This is a genomic window from Bradyrhizobium sp. 160 (assembly GCF_023073735.1).
GTDB lineage: Bacteria > Pseudomonadota > Alphaproteobacteria > Rhizobiales > Xanthobacteraceae > Bradyrhizobium.
On the sequence record NZ_JADPKD010000067.1, the window covers coordinates 403,379 to 421,018 of the forward strand.

At 60.5% G+C, this 17,640-nt stretch carries 17 protein-coding genes and 2 pseudogenes; 5 read left to right on the top strand and 14 right to left on the bottom strand.

The features are described from left to right. Nucleotides 1–11: 11 nt before the first annotated feature. From IVA98_RS29445 to IVA98_RS29455, 3 genes and pseudogenes are all read right to left on the bottom strand, one after another. A pseudogene (locus IVA98_RS29445) lies at nt 12–530 on the bottom strand (ABC transporter ATP-binding protein); the annotation flags it as partial. Beyond that, nucleotides 527–1,489: an ABC transporter substrate-binding protein gene (locus IVA98_RS29450; RefSeq protein ID WP_247356062.1), complete on the bottom strand. Its 963-nt coding sequence runs from the start codon at nt 1,487–1,489 to the stop codon at nt 527–529. The pseudogene IVA98_RS29445 and the gene IVA98_RS29450, both read right to left, overlap by 4 nt. 102 nt (nt 1,490–1,591) lie before the next feature. Beyond that, nucleotides 1,592–2,521, bottom strand: coding sequence for a TauD/TfdA dioxygenase family protein (locus tag IVA98_RS29455; protein WP_247307180.1), 930 nt, complete (start codon nt 2,519–2,521; stop codon nt 1,592–1,594). Nucleotides 2,522–2,781: 260 nt separating this feature from the next. On the opposite strand from IVA98_RS29455, the gene IVA98_RS29460 reads away from it, so the two are divergent. Continuing rightward, nucleotides 2,782–2,922, top strand: coding sequence for a hypothetical protein (locus IVA98_RS29460; protein WP_164719086.1), 141 nt, complete (start codon nt 2,782–2,784; stop codon nt 2,920–2,922). Nucleotides 2,923–3,198: 276 nt separating this feature from the next. On the opposite strand, the gene IVA98_RS29465 is transcribed toward IVA98_RS29460, so the two are convergent. From IVA98_RS29465 to IVA98_RS29485, 5 genes and pseudogenes are all read right to left on the bottom strand, one after another. Continuing rightward, entirely contained in the window at nt 3,199–4,137 is a 939-nt protein-coding gene (locus tag IVA98_RS29465) for a nucleotidyltransferase domain-containing protein (protein ID WP_247356063.1), read from the bottom strand. Continuing rightward, a complete protein-coding gene (locus IVA98_RS29470) occupies nt 4,121–5,209 on the bottom strand; it encodes an HD domain-containing protein (RefSeq protein WP_247307186.1) in 1,089 nt (362 codons plus the stop codon). Before IVA98_RS29470 ends, IVA98_RS29465 begins: the two co-directional genes overlap by 17 nt. Before the next feature lie 651 nt (nt 5,210–5,860). After that, nucleotides 5,861–7,108, bottom strand: coding sequence for a type II toxin-antitoxin system HipA family toxin (locus IVA98_RS29475; RefSeq protein ID WP_247307189.1), 1,248 nt, complete (start codon nt 7,106–7,108; stop codon nt 5,861–5,863). Nucleotides 7,109–7,110: 2 nt separating this feature from the next. Then, a pseudogene (gene relB, locus IVA98_RS29480) lies at nt 7,111–7,407 on the bottom strand (type II toxin-antitoxin system RelB family anti-toxin); the annotation flags it as partial. Between the two features lie 1,089 nt (nt 7,408–8,496). Then, the gene (locus IVA98_RS29485) at nt 8,497–9,855 is read right to left on the bottom strand and encodes a tyrosine-type recombinase/integrase (protein WP_247356064.1); all 1,359 of its coding nucleotides are present in this window, start codon (nt 9,853–9,855) and stop codon (nt 8,497–8,499) included. A gap of 490 nt (nt 9,856–10,345) precedes the next feature. On the opposite strand from IVA98_RS29485, the gene IVA98_RS29490 reads away from it, so the two are divergent. Further along, the gene (locus tag IVA98_RS29490) at nt 10,346–10,582 is read left to right on the top strand and encodes a hypothetical protein (protein WP_247307194.1); all 237 of its coding nucleotides are present in this window, start codon (nt 10,346–10,348) and stop codon (nt 10,580–10,582) included. A 118-nt stretch (nt 10,583–10,700) separates the two neighbouring features. After that, nucleotides 10,701–11,474: an SDR family NAD(P)-dependent oxidoreductase gene (locus IVA98_RS29495; protein ID WP_247307580.1), complete on the top strand. Its 774-nt coding sequence runs from the start codon at nt 10,701–10,703 to the stop codon at nt 11,472–11,474. Nucleotides 11,475–11,580: 106 nt separating this feature from the next. Here the strand turns inward: IVA98_RS29495 and IVA98_RS29500 are convergent, their stop codons facing one another. The 4 genes from IVA98_RS29500 to IVA98_RS29515 all read right to left on the bottom strand — a co-directional run bounded on the left by IVA98_RS29500 (nt 11,581) and on the right by IVA98_RS29515 (nt 13,979). Next, nucleotides 11,581–12,258, bottom strand: a complete 678-nt coding sequence (locus IVA98_RS29500; RefSeq protein WP_247307196.1) for a hypothetical protein — start codon at nt 12,256–12,258, stop codon at nt 11,581–11,583. 127 nt (nt 12,259–12,385) lie between these two features. Further along, nucleotides 12,386–12,868, bottom strand: a complete 483-nt coding sequence (gene greA, locus IVA98_RS29505) for a transcription elongation factor GreA (RefSeq protein ID WP_247307198.1) — start codon at nt 12,866–12,868, stop codon at nt 12,386–12,388. Nucleotides 12,869–12,931: 63 nt separating this feature from the next. After that, nucleotides 12,932–13,402: a hypothetical protein gene (locus IVA98_RS29510; RefSeq protein ID WP_247307200.1), complete on the bottom strand. Its 471-nt coding sequence runs from the start codon at nt 13,400–13,402 to the stop codon at nt 12,932–12,934. A gap of 241 nt (nt 13,403–13,643) precedes the next feature. Continuing rightward, the gene (locus IVA98_RS29515) at nt 13,644–13,979 is read right to left on the bottom strand and encodes a hypothetical protein (RefSeq protein ID WP_247307203.1); all 336 of its coding nucleotides are present in this window, start codon (nt 13,977–13,979) and stop codon (nt 13,644–13,646) included. A 261-nt stretch (nt 13,980–14,240) separates the two neighbouring features. On the opposite strand from IVA98_RS29515, the gene IVA98_RS29520 reads away from it, so the two are divergent. After that, on the top strand, nt 14,241–14,474 hold the full coding sequence (locus IVA98_RS29520) for a DUF3551 domain-containing protein (protein ID WP_247307206.1): 234 nt from the start codon (nt 14,241–14,243) through the stop codon (nt 14,472–14,474). Between the two features lie 39 nt (nt 14,475–14,513). Here the strand turns inward: IVA98_RS29520 and IVA98_RS29525 are convergent, their stop codons facing one another. After that, nucleotides 14,514–15,032, bottom strand: coding sequence for a hypothetical protein (locus IVA98_RS29525; protein WP_247307208.1), 519 nt, complete (start codon nt 15,030–15,032; stop codon nt 14,514–14,516). Between the two features lie 181 nt (nt 15,033–15,213). Then, nucleotides 15,214–16,761, bottom strand: a complete 1,548-nt coding sequence (locus tag IVA98_RS29530) for an acetolactate synthase large subunit (protein WP_247307215.1) — start codon at nt 16,759–16,761, stop codon at nt 15,214–15,216. A gap of 266 nt (nt 16,762–17,027) precedes the next feature. Here IVA98_RS29530 and IVA98_RS29535 point away from each other — a divergent pair, with 266 nt between their 5' ends. Continuing rightward, nucleotides 17,028–17,606 (top strand): L,D-transpeptidase, encoded by a 579-nt coding sequence (locus IVA98_RS29535; RefSeq protein WP_247307218.1) that lies wholly within the window; start codon nt 17,028–17,030, stop codon nt 17,604–17,606. Nucleotides 17,607–17,640: the final 34 nt, after the last annotated feature.

The window sequence follows — 17,640 nt, forward strand, 5'->3', positions numbered from 1 at the left end:
GAGCTCTCCAGCAATGCAGCAAAGGGCTCATCCATCAGCAGGACCTCGGGATCGTAGGCGAGACTTCGCGCGATGGCGACGCGCTGCTTCATGCCACCGGAGAGCTCGTGGGGGTACCGGTCGGCGAAGCCGGATAGCCCGACCAGGTCGAGGTAATGCAGCGCGCGTTCGCGCCGCTCCTTTGTCTTTAAACCAGCGATGTCGAGCCCAAACTCGACATTCTGTGCGGCCGTACGCCACGGAAACAACGCGTATTGCTGAAACACGATGCCCCGATCGCGCGCAGGCCCCTCGATCACTTTGCCGTCGAGCAGGATCCGTCCGCTGCTCGGCCGGGTGAGGCCGCCGAGCAGGTCCAGCAGGGTCGACTTGCCGCAGCCGCTCGGTCCCACCAGCGCCAGGAATTCGCCGGCACGGGCGTCCAGCGTGATGTCATCCAGAGCTGTGAAGCCCTGCGCCGGCCTGCCATCCTTGCCGCGGACAAGGAATTCCTTGCGCACATGCTCGAAGCGGATCTTGGACGTGGTCATCTGGCCTCCGCGGTCTTCCCAGGACGGAAATAGTTGAACGCGTTGGTATAGGTATCTGACGCCTTGATCTGACCCGGCTTGAACAAGCCATCCTTCACAAGCCAGTCGATCCACACCTGGATCTCGGCATCCGAGATCATGCAGCCTTTGGCCGCAACGCCCGTGCTCTTCCAGTATTTGATCGAGGAGCCGTCTTCATTGCGCTTGCGATCTGCGATGATCCGCTCGAACCGCGCCCTCACCTCCTCAGCCGGTGCTGTGTGTGCCCATCCGATGGCGCGGGAGACGCCCTCCACGAGCTTGCGGGATGCTTCGGGATTGTCCTTGATGAACTTCTCCCGCAGCACGTAGGAACCGCCGGTGAATTGACCGAATAGATCAGTGTCGTTGAAGAGCGCGTGGATTCCGCCGCGCTCCAGAGCTTTGTCGCGCAAGATGCCGCTCAGCGTGCTCACCTCGACCTGTCCCTGACGCAGCGCCTGCTCGCCCGTGACGGGCGGCACCGCGACCAGGGTGACCTGCTTGGCCTCGCTTGCGCTAAGGCCGTTCCGCGCCAGATATTCGCGAAGGACGAACTCCAAGTGGGCGCCCAGCGTATTGACGGCCACCTTCTTGCCAATCAGGTCTCGCGCCGTCTTGATCGGGCTGTCGTCCTTGACGTAGTAGCCTTGGTAAGTGTTGGCGTCCGAGCCGTAGTAGCCGACGACGGCCTTGATCGGTGCCCGCGCCGAGATCAGCTTGAGGATCGCGCCATAGAAGGCGCCCCCGATGTCGATATCGCCGGTCACGACAGCCTGGATATCCTGCGGCCCGCTGATGGTGTTGCCGACCCATTTGAGCTTCAGCGGCGCGAGATAGCCGAGGTCCTCGGCAAGCTCGATGAACGTCACCTGCCCGACCCAACCCTGGTAGCGGATCTCGGTCTTCTCAAGCGGTGGCTCAGCGAAAGCCGGGGCCATCAGGCCAGGCTCAATGCACCTGCGAGCAGAAGCCGCGCGGCGTCGTGCCCCGCACGAAGGAATTTGATCATTGCATGCATCCTGGTGGTTGCTCGGATCGGATCAGGCGGCCTTCGCCGCCTGCGGCTTCGATGTCTTGATGCGGGTCACGCTGCGGCGGCCATCGACGCTGAGCGGAACGTCGCCATCGATCGTGGCGCGGCGGACCACCCGGTGCTGATCACCGTAGTCGTTGACCGCATAGTGCTGGGTCGCGCGATTGTCCCAGATCGCGACGTCACCGGCTTTCCAGCTCCATCGCACGGTGTTTTCCGGCGCCGTGATGTGGGACTGGAACAGGTCGAACAACTTCTGCCCGTCATATTTCGGCAGGCCGACGAAACGCTGGACGAAGTTGCCGAGCACCAGCGTCCGCTCGCCGGTCTCCGGATGAACCCGCACCACCGGATGCTCGGTCTCATAGATCGTGCCGGTGAAGACTTCCTCGAAATGCTTCCTGTCCGCCTCACTCGCGCGGGTCCTCACCGCGTAGTCATAGGCATTGCTGTGAACCGCCCAAAGCTCCTCAGCGAGCTTGCGCAAGGGGGCCGGTAGATCGAGATACGCCGCCGCGGTGTTCGACCACACTGTGTCGCCGCCGAAGGCCGGAATCACAACGCCTCGCAGCACGGAGATCTTCGGATAAGCATCGACGAACGTCACGTCCGTGTGCCATTGGTCCGCGCGACCGCCGCCGCGCTCCGAATCCAGCTCCAGAATCGATGACGTTCCCTTGGTTGCGCCCACGGTCGGATGTGGCACCAGCTTGCCGAGCCTGACGGCGAAGCGCTCCTGCTCCGCGTCATCCAGATGTGCCTGATCGCGGAAGAAGATGACCTTGTGCTCGAGCAGCACCTGATTGATGGCACGAACAACGTCGTCGGGGAGATCCCCTGACAATCTGACGTTCTTGATTTCGGCTCCGAGCCGGGCCGCGCGCTTGACGATGTCCGCACGGGGAATGACGTTGTCGATGATGGTAATATTGCTCATGATTGTGCTCTCGATTGGGATGTCTGAACAAAGCTCCGCCGCGCGCTGGTCGCCCGAGCAACAGCGGAGTTAGGGATGGAGTTATTTTCTGGCTTCGATCCTAGTGGACCGCGATGCGCTCCGGCGGTCGGCGAACAGGCCGCTGTAGCCGATGCGCGGTGATACAGCTCTCCGTCGTCGCGTCTGCACAGCGCAGCGCGTTCAGAGCCGAAGCCGGCTGCAACGCTTTGCGAAGGACGCAGATTTGATCGGATTGCCGCATGATGAACGACCTCGTTTGGACACCGCAGATCGTAAAAGCGATCGCAATCCAGTCAATGAAACGAAATCAGCTTTGTTTTTGCTGCAAGGCAATGATCGCCTCGCCCGTGACCCAACCGCTGAAAGATTTGCAATCGTGACCGCCCGGCCCGCAATTTCGACTGCTTCGCGGACCACAAAATCGGACCGAATGACGCGCGGAAGCACCTCAATCTATGCTGTGTCTCGTGCCCGCGCACGCAGTCGTCTGCGATGGATGGCCATCTCACGCGGTTCGTGCTGGCCCGCCACACAACAAGCAAATTCATTTCATCGCCAGAGCTGACGCCCACCAGCCAGCCCATCGACGGCTTTTTGTTCGTGAGCTCATCGTACGCGATTGCCCCCCAACAGCTCAGAGTTCTAGCTCAACACCGTTAGAAGATGATCGCGCGCCTGATGGGATGAGTTGAATCGAAGGTTCGCTCAAACAACTTGAGCAGCTCGCGCGTGAAGTGGTGCCCTTCATTCTTCAGATCACGAAAAACCGGGTCATCCCGCTGCTCTTTGGTGAGCCCCTTAAGATGCTCACGAATTTCAGGTTTCTCCAGTTGGTTCAGAAATCGGTCGTAACTCCTCAAGACCTGCCGACAATCGTGCTTACCGCAGATGTCGAGCAAACGATCGATGACAGTCATGTTGAACAGCTTCTCGAGCTCCTCTATCTTCTTGTCGCGCCGGAGATCGGCAGTCGCCGCAACGCTGAACAAGCCGCCGGCGTAAAGCAGCTTGCGGGAAAAAATGAGCTTTATATTTCTAATGCCCCAGGGCTTCTTCTTCGGACCCTCGATCGTCTTGAACTCGTAATCCACGGCCATGGTCCGATAATAACGAACAATGTCGTTGAGCAAAAACAGCGCGAGCTGATGATCGGTGATGGTGTCGGCTATATATCGCTCTAGGATCGATCTACGAACGCTCTTGAGCCCGGCATCGTTGAACAGCCATTCGCCTTCCAGCAGGAGGAGCATGCGCCGCGTGATGTTCTGGTTGCTGTCGTTTTCCCCGCCGATATTGTGCAGAAGGGTTTCTCGCGGCTCGATTTTTGCGAAAGCCCCATCCTCCGCGGGTTCAATCGGCACAAGCCGTTCAATTTCGGATTTTACCTTGTGTACCCAATCGGGCGTTTCCTCCGGTTTCGGCCCGGTGGTTACGACATAGAAGTCGATATCAGATCCCTCTGAAGCTTCCCGCCGCGCATAGGAGCCGTTAACGAAAACCATTTCGTCCGAGGGCACCAGATCTTTGATATTGCTCCGCAACTTTTCAAGTTGTTTCTCGGAATAATGCTTTGCTCGTTCAATCGCCTCGGTCACCAAACAGATCTCCCATTTCGTGCACTTCCTTCATTTCATGAAGGTCGACTTGCAGCGCCGCGGATCTCCGTGTTTGCAAATAGCGCTTTTTATCGTCTCGCTCAAAGAAATCGCTATTCTGGTCCACGAAGAATCTTCTTATCGTAACTCCGATAGTTCCGCTAACGGACCTGGTAACCAACTCGTCAAAATTCCTACTTCTCAGCAAGTTGCGGAGCCCAGGCAACTTTCTGAAGATGGCATCCTCAGTAGAGAAATAATCCTCCCGTTCAATGTCAGCCAAGTGCTGCCTCATGAAAACCTGGCAAGCCAGATCAGCCAATACACCTGCCTTCGAATTGATGACATGCGTATAGATCTGATCCTTGTATAACCAGAATTGATCGACCGTTTGCCGGTCGGCGGCGCTAGACCTGTTTACTGCGGCAGCGACAACGAGCTCGGGGGCCAAGGGACTGATCGAGGGCCTCGTATATGCTCTCGTTCTAAGAATTCCTTCGATCGTGTCAAAATTGATCGGACCAGAGAAGAAGCCGTGGTAGCTGGCATCTTGCCCCGAGATGAGGGCGATCACTCTGTCGGCATCTATTCCGTAAGTTCGCAAAGTCTGCGAAAGTGATTGACCAATGGAAACGCGACCCCTGATAATGTCCTTCGTGGCTTCATGATGATCGATTTCAAACAGCTCCTTGAAGACCGGCTCCAGGGAGTGCGAGAGCGGCGCGTGGCCCACGTCATGCAGAGCGGCAGCCGCGAAGATAAGTCGTCGGTCATGATCGGGTAATCCGCAGGCGCGGCTGTACATGAGACTGAGCCGCGCGACACCTAAACTATGCTGGTAGCGCGTGTAGCGCGTATTGCCCCAAACACCATTCGGATTTTGCACGAGAACGTAATCGATACCCCCGAGGAACCTGATGGAACGAAGACGCTGGAATGCTGGCGTGGAAACTATCTCAAGCAGGAACGGATCCTCCACGCCCCAGGATTTCAAATCCATGGGATTCGAGAAATCATAGGCGTGGAGATCGTCGGCACTCATATGCGCCGAAGGAAATGAACTTTGTATCACTTAGCATCCGATCTGTTCGGATGGTATTTTAGCATGTCGGCGCGTCGGTCAAAGTAAAATTCCCCATCGGCGACTCTCGCGACCATCTCTCTGAGGATCGGCACTCCCCAGCTCGTCGTCAACCGCCCGGATGCACTCGGAGACTATCTTTTCGCGCAAGGATCAACGCTGGCCTGTGCTCAGGTCCGAGGTAAGTGGCGGCTCCAACTGACACACGTTCGTCTGGCTTAGATCGACCGAGAGACCTTGTCGGCTGACCTCGGATGCCGCGGTGGATGTGGCGGAGAAAGGGATCCGGGCACAGCCAGGTTCTGTCAAAACTCGATTTTGGTAGTCAGCGCTGCATACTTCTGTTTTAGCTCGGCTTGCCGCGCACTGATGTGGGCGATCTATACTGAATTTGCACTTTAGAGCTCGCGCTTGATCGCGGTTTTGCCATGAAATGCGTCAACGGCGCGCGCATGCTTTATGAGGAGCGACCGAACACGCACGGAGCGTAGGCGTCCGCGCCGCAGCACAATACGGGATCTGGCAGCGGCATCATTCCGCGTCACGCGCGATGTCGCTAGTTGCGCGGGAATATTGAAATAATGGCCAGCCTTTCCAACTCAGCAATGCTCGCGAACCTTAAGGGCAAAAAAGATTTGAGACTTACCTCGGATCCAGAACCAAGCTCATCTCGCGGATTTTTCCATCGATCTTTTCGAGGACAGCCGTCGGAACAACATCCCGCTCAGGAAGCTTCCACCAAAGATCGTTCACCGATGAAACGACTTGCTTGACGGCCGAGATGACGGCGGGATCCGGTAGCCGCGCCCGGTTGGCAAACTTCCGCCAACGATCCGGAGTAAGTGCCTTGAAGGACTTCTCGCCTCCCAATGACAGCGCCATGTCGTCCTTTGGAAAATAGGCCGTGGTCGACAGCACGTCGTACACTGGGGCGATGGCCGGAGTGCAACCGTCGCCCGGATAGATCGTGGACCAATTTTTCAAGTGCATGTCTCCGTTCCCGACAAGCGCGGCAAGAGCCAGGCGGCGAACAAATTCGAGTGCGGCATCTGTCGACACCGCAACATTCAGTGCGGAGGCGATATCGTGGTATGAAGCGTCGTCGTACTTTTTGGATGGTTGCCGGCCGAAAACCTGAGCAAAGTCTTCGATATGTATCCGACTGCCTTCGGGGCCCCTATCGAAACGCTTCACCAACAGAACCTTACCGGTTGAGAGGGTGTTGAACTCTTCGGGTATTTCCTCGAAATCGGATTTTTCAACAAGCTCTCGTTGAGGCACATCCATACCGATGGCCTCCGAGAGTGCCAGGATGGCGAACTCATTTTCCGACAATCCGACAAGATTGGTTGAAGGGAATTTCGCAATGTATTGGCCCTGCTCGTCGCCGATGGACAAGGTTAGTCCGCCTGCCCTGCCCGTGTTCTTCATCACAGAGAGCTTCATCTGAACTCCGGCCAGAGAAAAGCGAGCTTTGATCGCATGCAGATCGTCTTGAGCAGCTCTCGTGGTGGTGCCGTCGCTCGGCACGACGCGCACGGCGCCCGGCAAGTCCGTGCCAAGCGCAGCCAGCAGGTCGAAATCGTTACCCGGCCTCACCGCTCCTGCGTGGTGCTTCTCCATTGCCTCGCGGAGCCTGTCCTCAGGCAACATGTTCGCAAAGAATGCCGGCAAGACGTGGGCCGCGGGCTTCGGATCTTTGCGAAGGCCACCGTCGACAGAGCGCAAGGAAAGACTCAAGATGGGAGGCCTCGCCATGGCTCGATAGGCTGGATCGAGGCTGAAGGCGTTGAAATCGCCCGGGGTGCGTACCAGCGTTCCGACCTGTAGCTTTTGAAGGAACACGTCGAGCGATTGGATGGTTTTGGGGGCGCGGACCTGGACACTCATTGATCATCGTCCCGATCGGTTGTGAAGGCCGGCCGGTCTTCGTCGTCGGAAGGGCGAAGCAGAGCATTGACGCCCGGGACCATTGCTTGTGGGATCAGCATCAACTCCATACCCAGCGCGCGGGCGACGTTGATCAGGGTCGTGGCACGCGCGGCGGCCGCGCCCTGCTCGATATCACGGTAACGAGGCCTGGAAATCCCGGCGCGTTCGGCCACCTGCTCTTGAGTCAGACCCGCTTGTTTCCTGGCATCCCGGAGGAGGCGCCCTAGCTGGAATGTGGTCTCTGAACCGCGCTCCATGAGCTGTACTCGTACCTTTTGTTCAAACAAAGATACGTATACATATCCCCCCAGGTGCCAGCGTCAAGCCATTATGTTCCGTTTACGTATCTTTTTTATAACAAAGATCCATAAACGTATCATTTAGGGCGGTGGATAATACCTCCTCGGTAATTCATCGCAACGGCCGGCAGCGATTAGCCACACCGTATCGAAGGACAGGAGTTCCGATGCCGCGCGCGACGGATCTTCGGTGATACGGAAGCCGCTTAAGACCCACTCCCGCGGCGAGAGCGGTCGATTGGCTATCGGCGTTCACGCCTCCCTCTCGGCTGGTGGTGTCTTCGGGCTACCTCGACCACCGGCATCGTTACGCCTGTCGAGACACATCTGGTCGACGGGACGAGAGACAATCTGGTCACCGATCTCATCAACTCCGCCATTGACGCTACCCTCGTGGCGGAGCCGGTTCCAAGATGGAGCGACAGGCCGTTGTTAGTCTGAGCGAACGCGTTGTTGTCGCTCTTCCAGAGAATCATTCATTGGAGGCGCGAACGATGGCTGCACGCGCTTATCCACAGTAGGTTCGCCATCGTTGCATTGTGCTTTTGGTACGGCGCAGTGTGACGGCAGGTTGTTGTCCCCCCATAAATCCGTGCTCGGCTTGTGCGTGCGAAAGCCCCACAGATTAACGGGTATTCGTCCTATTTGTACGCCATAGCCATCCGGCAGCCCTACCCCAGCTCTAGCTTCCTTCCTTGCTAAGGAAGCCCAATATCTTTTTGCCTCGTTCAGTCGAAGACACGGGCGACGAGGACGAAATCACTCGGATCGATGTATTTGGGTTGCGAGGTAATAGGAAAATGTCGCGTGATGTGAAACGCAAGAACCGTGGCATGCCGCCGCCAGCGACGTTCGATTTCGATAAGCTGCCGGGCAGCTCCAATTTGACGGCACTGGAGGTCGCCGCGATCATCCGGCGTACGCCTGGAGCGCTCGAGCAATGGCGACGCAATCCGGACCACCCGTTGAGATGGCGCTACGTCGATGGACGCCCGCTCTATCGCGTCGATGCAGTGCGCGACTATTTGGATGGGTGCGATAAAACTGTTAGGCGCCCTCAGCCGCATAATGCTCGCGGAGACGACCCAGCAGTTCGGCCTTAATAGCGTCGAGCGGATTCGTCCGCTGCAGCCGCACGACCTTGCCGACCCGTTTCGCGCCGACCAACTGCGCGATGTAGTCATGTGCAGCTTCAAACGCCATCTTGCGGATGATCCACTGTTCGTCGTGGTTGTAGACCTGATCGATGCCCCGCGGCTTTTGCCCGACGCACAGCCGCTGGATCTCGTTGTCGTAGCCGCACCGTGACATGATGGTGCGCAAGCTGCGCCTTAAATCATGCATGGTGAATCTGGCGACACCTGCTTCCTTCACCAGGCGGCTAACCATCTTGGTAAAACCCGACATCTGGCCGCCGGTCTTCGGTGACGGGAAGACATAGTCGGAGGTTGCCCGCTGGAAGTATTTCGCCGCAGAGAGCACCTCGTCAACGAGGTGGGTGCGTGGTACGTCGTGGTGCAGCCCCATCTTGGTCCACGCCGCATCGAAGGTAACGCGATCATCCATGATGTACTTTCGCCACTCGATTGTGGTTAGCTCGCTTCGCCGCGGGCCGCTGAGCAGGCACATGCGCGTCAATAGCCCAAACGCTCCAAGCTTGCCGGCCGCCTGCCAGACCTTGATGATCTCGTCGTCGGTCAGCGCCCGTCCTTTTGTGCGACGGCCGAGCCGCTGCGCCCGGGTTTCCTTCGGCGCGCGATAGCCGGCGAGCACGTTGTGCTCGACGTAACCTTCACCGACACACCATTCGAGGAATGTGTGGGCGTGCTTGCGCAAGTCCTTGGCTGCGCCGCGCTTGCCAGTCTTGGCGATCTTATCCACCGCCGCCATGATTTGCCGCCGCGTCAGTTCGCCGATGGCGAGATCGACATGAGCATTGAGACCGCGCCTGAGCGCCGACATCGCTGGCTTCCAGTTGACGACTTGGCGTCCAGTCAGCGATGTTTCGTAGGGGCCGTCCTCAACGATCAGGTTCGCCAGCGTGATGCACTCCCGCTCGGCCTGCTGTTGTCGTTTGGCCTCACGCTTGGCGTCGTTCGGATCGCCCCCCTTGGCCACCTCGCCGGCGGCGATGGTGGCGGCCTGGCGCGCGGCTTTCTCGTTGAACTTGGGCCATGCACCCAACGTCTTGCGTTGCGTGCCCCTCGCCCCAGGCTTGGTGAACAGGTAGACCCAAGTCCGGCCGCCAGTCGCGCGCATCCTGATCGCAAACCCAGGCTGCTCGGTGTCGTGTAAGTAGTGCTGGGACTTGCCCGACGGCAGCGCGGCCGCGCGGATCGCCGCATCAGTGAGCCTGAAGTAGTTCGTCCTCGCTCCAGCGCTGAGGGCTTTGTCGCTCGCTTCCATCGTCCCTACCCTTTCCTTTTGTCCCGCTCCCGCGACATCCCAGGCGAGAGCCGATAAATCGATGACAACCCGTTCGCTTCACGTTCCTCTATTGTGCCCGCAGGGAAAAATCACGGCGGGTACAACGGGGGCATACAAAAATATGGGATGTCCCGCCATGGACCATTGCGGTCGCATATGGACAGCTAGCCCCCTTAAGGCAGACACTTGTGCAACTTTACTGTGGCGGGATTTGGTTGGCTGCGATCTACAGATTGTGGTTCACACGGGAGAGGTCCAAGGTTCGATCCCTTGTGCGCCCACCATTCATTTTCCTGAACCCTTCCGGTTGCGAATGATCGTCGACGCTGATGGCGTTGGGCGACCCCAAGCTCAACCAAAATGCGAAAACAACCCCATGCACAGTAGCCGACGTCAGCCGGATCAAGGGGTTAGGCTTCTACGACTTTTCCGAATCTCCGATTGACTCGTCGGGCAAAACAGGGGCAGGATGGCATCATCCGCGAAGAAGCCCGCGACGATGAGTTGGAACGAAGCCGAGATCGTCGCGGCCCGTCGCAAGATACTCAAATCCGCACAAGACATGCTGGCTGGACAGCTCTCTTCAATCGAGTGCGCACGGACCATTGTTACCGCCGGCACGAAAGCACGCCTCGACGAGCGGGACGTCGACCTGCTGCCCTTTGTCGGCATTGTTTCCGAGACAGACGCGCTACCCCTTTGGTGAGATGAGAAAGCAGCCGATGGCGCTCGCCCGCCGATCCCGGCAACGTGAGCGACGACCAACATCGGAAACGCGCGCGGGCAATGTAGAATGCGTTCTGAAACATCCGGAGGAGCGGCGCATGGCGATCGTATTCATCACCGGCAGCGCGGACGGTCTCGGCCGCGCGGCGGCACAATCCCTCCTCGATCAAGGTCACCGCGTCGTGCTGCACGCGCGTTCGGCCGATCGTGCCGCAGCACTTGGCCAGCTTGCGTCGCGTGCCGCCGGAATGGTGGTCGGTGATCTCAGAAGTGCCGCTGAGACGAAGAGCATCGCCGACCAGGTCAATGCGATCGGGCGCATGGATGCGATCATCCACAACGCCGGCGTCTACACGCGGCCGAGCCGTGGCTCGACACCGGAAGGCCATGCCGAGACTCTGGCCATCAACACGCTTGCGCCGTACATGCTGACGGCCCTGATCGAGCGGCCCGACCGATTGGTGTATCTCAGCAGCGGGCTGCACCGCGGCGGAGAGGGTTCGCTGGACGACCTCGACTGGACGAAGCGGGCTTGGGATTCGGCCAAAGGCTATGCCGAGAGCAAGCTGCATGTCGTCGCGCTCGCTTTTGCGCTGGCCCGACGCTGGCCCAAGGTCCTGAGCAACGCCGTCGATCCCGGATGGGTGCGCACGAAGATGGGTGGCGCGAACGCGCCGGTCGATCTCGACACCGGACAACGGACCCAGACCTGGCTGGCGGTGAGCGAGGATTCCGCTGCCCTGGTCAGCGGGCGCTACTGGCATCATCTCCAACAGCAGCAGCCCGCCAGTGAGGCGAGCGATCGGATATTTCAGGACCAACTCATCGGCAAATTGAGCAAGCTGACGGGCGTCGAGCTGCCGGAGGCGTAAAGCGCGATGATTCGTCGTCATTGCGAGCGCAGCGAAGCAAATCCAGTCTGCCTCCGCGGACACACTCTGGATTTGCTTCGCTGCGCTCGCAATGACGGAGCAAGCTTCAATCGATCCGATCCGGCCGCCATGCCGCATACAGACCGACGAGGGTCCCGATGGCGACCAGCCCTGCCGCGAGCAGCACCTGCAATTGCCCGCCATCGGTGGCGCCCACGGATGACACTAATCTGGTCACGACGATGAACAGAACGCTCACTGAGGCCGCCGCACCCACGCAAAGATGGGCGAGCTCTCGCGTCAGGTTCCGGCCGAGAAGTCCGAGTGCCGTAAAATACATCGCGCAAGCGTTGGGATGGACAAACAAGGCAACGCGGGCGTAGCGGCCGTAAGCGTCGAGCAAGGACTCACATCGGCTCAGTGCCGCTCTCGAGGCAACGCGCTGCAGGAGCGGTCTGAAAAAGCGAGCCTGTCCGTAACTCAGAACGGCGCCCACGATGATGGCCAGCCACGCCACGATAAGAACGGAGACATCCGCGGACTTCGGAGTAAGCGCGACGGACATCAAGATGAGGGCAGTTCCGGGAAAATAGCCAAAATAGGGGAAGAGCGACTCGGCGAGAATGCAGACGAACATGAAGACCGGAAACCATGATGAACCGGTCGCCCCCTGGACGATGGCGTTCAAGTCGAAAAGATTCGTCCTGTACAGGACGAGGTACATGCAAATGGCCAATCCGGCCAACGCGTAAAACGGCAATGCGCCGGACAGAAACCGTCTCATTCAACCATCAAGCTTTGTTGCGCTGACATAGCGGCCTCGCTCTTTTCCGGATCATGCTTTAGGCGAATGAGATTGCCTCTGTCGATAGCGCCCTTTGCTCACGCAATCCTCGCTTCGCCCTGCGCGCCTATCCGATCGACAGAATCTCGATCTCCTGCGCTCCCGCACCCACGACATCGCCAGCCGCCTTCCCCATCAACGCCCGCGCCACTGGCGAGACGAACGAGATCGTCCCCGCCTTCGGGTCGGCTTCGTCCTCGCCCACGATGCGGTAGGTCTGCACGCGGCCATCAGTGCGGCTGAAGGTGACGGTGCTGCCGAAGGCAACGACATCGCTCGAGGTCGGATCGGGAACGACCTGCGCGGTGCGCAGCCGTTCGGTGAGATAGCGGACGTCGCGCAGTGGCACGGCTGATTGCCGGCGCTTTTCGTTGACGTCATCGATCGCTTGCGCGGCTTCATAGGCCTCGCGCGCCTCGGCAAGCTGCGTCTGCAACGCCTGCAAGCCTTTTTTCGTCACGAGGTTCGGATGCGGCGAGATCGGGCGGTCCGGCAACAGCGTTTCGGACGCGGTTTCGGCGCTTTCTTCCTTGGTGAAGGCGACGCTCAATTTTCAAAATCCTGTCGAACTGTCTGGCTGCCGGCAGCGCGTTCCGCCGGTGACTGACCCGGACTATATCTCAAGTTCGACGAAACGGCGCAGCTTGAAGACGATGTCCGGCATGGCCTGGCGGAACCGGGTCGCGTTCTGGAACGTCGTCGAGAACGGCGCGAAGGTGATCATGGCATTCCAGTGCTTGTAACCGTAGACCGTGACGGAGGCGCCGGTCGCGGGAAAATTCTCCATCTTGCGCAATTCGCCAAGCACGAGATCGGCAATCGCTTCCGCAGGCAGCAATTGCTTGCCGTCTCGTGTGGTGACGATTTTCGGGGGCGCCTCGACCTGCGTGTCGGCTGCTACAGTCTCGACGGCAGGCGCTGCAGCATCCGTGTTGGACGGCTCGACCGCCTCGAACCCGTTCGTCGGCGCTGTCGGCGGAGCCTCGGCGAGCGGCGGCGGCGTCACGACGTCTGCGCGCTTGTTGCCCCCCAGGATGCTGGTGATCATGGCCACCAAGCCAGCATCCTTCCCGTCCTCGCTCATTCCTTCCCCCGGACCTTTGGCCTTTAGCGTATTATCGGTTCTGATTGAACCGAAGCTCCAGATTCTTGTTTTGACGCGTTTTCTTCACGCGAACCGGTATCCACTCGCTCGAAAACGCTCTCGCTAGAACCCGCAAGCGGATCGCCACAATGTATGCGGTCGAACCCAATCTGGCCAAGCCCATACGTTCGACGGCACCGGCGCCGCAACCGCTATCCCGGTCGCGCCGCGGCGCAATCCGCTACTGCTTATCGAACGGAATGTATTGCTGGTATTGCTTGGGCACCGAGCTGCGGTAGCGCGCGGGGACGGTGCCGGTGTCGACCGAATGATCGATCTCCTGCTGCCGCGTCATCTTCTTCTTCGCCGGCTTCTTCGATGCGCTCTTCTTGGAATCGGTCGGCTGGCTGGAGGTGTCGGTGGTCGCAGCCGGTGCCGTCGTCGCGGCCGGCGCAGTGCTCGTTGCGGCAGGCGCAGCGGTTCCGACGGCGGCCGGTGCGCCCTGCGCCAGTGCGAGCGGCGTTTGCATCACGAGCACCAGCGCTGCCGTCGCAGCCAGCAAATATGATCTCTGCATCAGAACCTCCAAAATGCCTGATCCGAATGAGGCAAGCCTAGTCCCACGGGATCGAGGCGTGCAAGTTCGTTGAGATTAGGTCGGAACCTCTGCGCGAACTGTGGTGGAGATCACATTGTCCGCCGCCGGCTGCGTCAGGATGTAACTCACCTCGAACGCATCCCGCGTCGCGGACACCAAGATAGGCATGACCGTGCGTCAGACAGACCACGGGGAACGCCGAGGCACGGCCGTTCCACCTCGCCCCAGAAGGAGATTGAAATGCGTCGCACCATCCTCACCCTTGCATCGTTCGCAATCGTGATCGCCGCGTCCTTAGCGGCGGCGCCGGCCCAGGCCGCAAACGACAGATATTGCCTGCAAGGCCGCAACTGGGGCTATCCCGGCAATTGCCAGTTCGCGAGCTATCAGCAATGTGCCGCCACCGCCTCCGGCACATCGGCCTCTTGCGGCATCAACCCGCGCTACGCCTACTCGCAGCCGTACTATTACTGACGAGAAGGCGGCGTGCGTGACTGCGCACACCGCGCTCCGCTATGCGCGAGCTCCGAGGCCGGTCTCCTCCAGCCGCATCGCGAACCAGCGCGACAGCGCTTCATCGACGAGCCCGCTGACATAGACCTCCGACATCGTGACCTGGTGCCTATCCAGCACCAGCAGCACGCCCATCCAATAGGGAAACCAGACATGCACGTCGGTCAACGCCCTCAGTTTGTGCTGGTCGTGCTCGAGCGGCGTGTGATTGCTCGCCTTGCGGATCTCGATCGTGAGCAAATTGTTCGGGATCTCGCGCTGATGCACGGCAACATCAGGATAGATCGACTTGCCGAGATGGTCGTCGGTCGAGATGATGGTGCCGTGCGGCAGATGCAGCGTGCGCTCACCGAGCCGGTCGTAATTGCAATCAACTGACCAGCCGGAAAACTGCTTCTCCAAGTGCACGGCGAAGCGGTGCGTGATCGCGCGCTCGCCGACGTCCTTCTCGAACAGGAATGATTCCTGCGCGTAGAAGTCCCGGAGCGCCGCGATCACCTTGTTCAGCTCGGTCTGCATCGTGCCTCCGGGCCCATCACGCGCACTCAGTTGCGCCGCCGCCAGATCCTCATGGTGAGGAGCGCGGAACGCGCGTCTCGAACCATGAAGGCCCGTATCCCACCTGCAAGCATCCTTCGAGTCGCCCGCTCACGCGGGCTCCTCAGGATGAGGACTGAAGTCGCGGCGCGACCGGCCAGACTCACATCTGAACTTCGATCAGGCGCGGCCCGGGCTCGGCGACGGCTTCGGCGAGCGCCTTGTTGAACTCGTCGGCATTGGTGACGGCACGGCCGGGGACGCCCATGCCCCTCGCGAGCGCGACGAAATCCAGCGTCGGACGATCGAGCCGCAGCATGTCGTTGGCGCGCTGGCCGGGCTCGCCGGCGCCGACATTGTCGAACTCGCCGCGCAGGATCTGGTAGATGCGGTTGGCGAACACGATGGTGACGATGTCGAGGTTCTCGCGGGCCTGCGTCCACAGCGACTGGATCGTGTACATCGCGCTGCCATCGCCGACCATGGTGATCACCTTGCGATCCGGACAGGCGATTGCGGCGCCGATCGACAGCGGCGTCGAGAAGCCGATCGAGCCGCCCATGTTCTGGAGCCAGTCGTGCGGGGCGGCGGCCGCCGTCGGCGGGAAGAAGCCGCGGCCGGTGGTGAGGGATTCGTCGACCATGATGGCGTTCTCGGGAATCGCACAGGCGATCGCCTGTGCGATCGAGGCAAAGGTGAGCGCGCCGGTCGGCTTGACCAGTTCCTGCAGAGCCTGCGGCTTGACGTCCGTGACGCTGGCCTTTACGGCGCCCGCAAGCGCTTCCAGTGCGGCGACCGAGTTCTCGCCCCAGGAGGTCATGCGATGGACCTCGCAGCCCTGCGGCTTGAGCATGCTCGGCTTGTTCGGATAGGCGAAGAACGCCACGGGATCGTCGGACTCGACCAGCACGATGTGACGGAATTTTGCCAGCATCGGCAGCGCCTGCTCGATGACGTAGTGAATGCGATCGATCGAGAAACGGCCGCGGCCGCGCGCCATCTTGGGACGGAAGGTCGGGCCCATCACCGTGCATCCGGTCTTGCCGGCGATCCGCTCGGCGAGCGCCAGGCCCTGCTCGCTCAGCGCGCTGCCGGTCATCAGCAGCAGCGTGCCCTCCCCGTCGCCATGCAGGATCCTTGCGGCCTGGTCGACCGCCTGCGGCGAATAGCTCGCCCGCTGCTGCTCGGCCGGAACCTCGGCGATGCCGTCGGCCTCGTTCCAGGCGGTGTCGGCGGGCAGGATCAGGGTGGCGATCTGCGGCGGCGCGCTCTTGGCGGCGGCAATCGCTGCGGCGCCGTCGGCGGCGACCGATGTGGAATCCGGCGAGGTGCGGACCCAGGACGACATCGGCCGGGCCAGGCCCTCGATGTCGGAGGTCAGCGGCGCGTTGTAGCCGATGTGGTAGACGGCGTGCTGGCCGACAATGTTGACGATGCCGGAATTGGCCTTCTTCGCGTTGTGCAGATTGGCAAGGCCGTTGGCGAGGCCGGGGCCGAGATGCAGCAAGGTCGAGGCCGGCGTTCCCTTCATGCGGAAATAGCCGTCGGCAGCCCCGGTGACCACACCTTCGAACAGGCCGAGCACGCAGCGCATGCCGGGCACGCGGTCGAGCGCTGCGACAAAATGCATTTCGGAGGTGCCGGGGTTGGTGAAGCAGACGTCCACCCCGCCCTTGACCATTGTCCGCACCAGGCTTTCCGCACCGTTCATCCCAAGGCTCCCACGACAGGCATTGTCCAGATATCCGTGCGATCAATCATTGTTCGCGCGTTCCGTCAAAGCAATAGCCGCCATCGCCGCCCTGCCCGGCGTAACGATGCGCCGGCTTGGCTAATTCTTTTCGGCAAATGGGCGCGGTTGCCGATTTGGTAACGCCAATCGTTAAGCATGGCGTCCCTCACGCGGCCGTGGCTTGCGAAATGCCCGCAAATATGGCCTCTGGCTTCCATTGAATCGATTTTTTGTTGGGGGAGACAATGATCCGGTTTTTTGCCGCGCCGATCGCCGCCATGGCACTGCTGTCGGCCATGGCAGGAGGCGCGCTCGCCGAAGAGTTCGACTCGCGCGACATCATGGGCGGCGGCCCGAACTTCTTCCGTTCCGGCGCCAATCCCGTCCCCCGCACCACCGTCATCTATAACGGCAATTACGCGCCCGGCACGATCGTGGTGAACACGAGCGAGCGGCGGCTGTATCTCGTGCTCCAGAACGGCCAGGCGCTGCGCTACGGCATCGGCGTCGGCCGCGACGGCTTCCGCTGGGGCGGGGTGCACAGGATCACCGCCAAGAAGGAATGGCCGGACTGGACGCCGCCGGCGCAGATGCTGGCCCGCCGGCCCGATTTGCCGCGCCACATGAAAGGCGGCGTCGAAAATCCGCTTGGCGCGCGCGCGATGTATCTGGGCTCGACGCTGTACCGCATCCACGGCTCCAACGAGCCGGAGACGATCGGCCAGGCCGTGTCCTCGGGCTGCTTCCGCATGACCAATGAGGACGTCACCGACCTCTACAGCCGGGTCGCGGTCGGCACCACCGTGGTGGTGCTGAACAACTAGGCTGCCACAGAGGGAACCCGCAGGGCGCGTGAAT

Bases quoted from the DNA above. Each gene is read 5' to 3' on its own strand.
- IVA98_RS29450 (WP_247356062.1), bottom strand. From the start codon at position 1,489: ATGGCCCCGGCTTTCGCTGAGCCACCGCTTGAGAAGACCGAGATCCGC.
- IVA98_RS29455 (WP_247307180.1), bottom strand. From the start codon at position 2,521: ATGAGCAATATTACCATCATCGACAACGTCATTCCCCGTGCGGACATC.
- IVA98_RS29460 (WP_164719086.1), top strand. From the start codon at position 2,782: ATGATGAACGACCTCGTTTGGACACCGCAGATCGTAAAAGCGATCGCA.
- IVA98_RS29475 (WP_247307189.1), bottom strand. From the start codon at position 7,108: ATGAGTGTCCAGGTCCGCGCCCCCAAAACCATCCAATCGCTCGACGTG.
- IVA98_RS29485 (WP_247356064.1), bottom strand. From the start codon at position 9,855: ATGGAAGCGAGCGACAAAGCCCTCAGCGCTGGAGCGAGGACGAACTAC.
- IVA98_RS29490 (WP_247307194.1), top strand. From the start codon at position 10,346: ATGGCATCATCCGCGAAGAAGCCCGCGACGATGAGTTGGAACGAAGCC.
- IVA98_RS29495 (WP_247307580.1), top strand. From the start codon at position 10,701: ATGGCGATCGTATTCATCACCGGCAGCGCGGACGGTCTCGGCCGCGCG.
- IVA98_RS29500 (WP_247307196.1), bottom strand. From the start codon at position 12,258: ATGAGACGGTTTCTGTCCGGCGCATTGCCGTTTTACGCGTTGGCCGGA.
- IVA98_RS29510 (WP_247307200.1), bottom strand. From the start codon at position 13,402: ATGAGCGAGGACGGGAAGGATGCTGGCTTGGTGGCCATGATCACCAGC.
- IVA98_RS29515 (WP_247307203.1), bottom strand. From the start codon at position 13,979: ATGCAGAGATCATATTTGCTGGCTGCGACGGCAGCGCTGGTGCTCGTG.
- IVA98_RS29520 (WP_247307206.1), top strand. From the start codon at position 14,241: ATGCGTCGCACCATCCTCACCCTTGCATCGTTCGCAATCGTGATCGCC.
- IVA98_RS29525 (WP_247307208.1), bottom strand. From the start codon at position 15,032: ATGCAGACCGAGCTGAACAAGGTGATCGCGGCGCTCCGGGACTTCTAC.
- IVA98_RS29530 (WP_247307215.1), bottom strand. From the start codon at position 16,761: ATGAACGGTGCGGAAAGCCTGGTGCGGACAATGGTCAAGGGCGGGGTG.
- IVA98_RS29535 (WP_247307218.1), top strand. From the start codon at position 17,028: ATGATCCGGTTTTTTGCCGCGCCGATCGCCGCCATGGCACTGCTGTCG.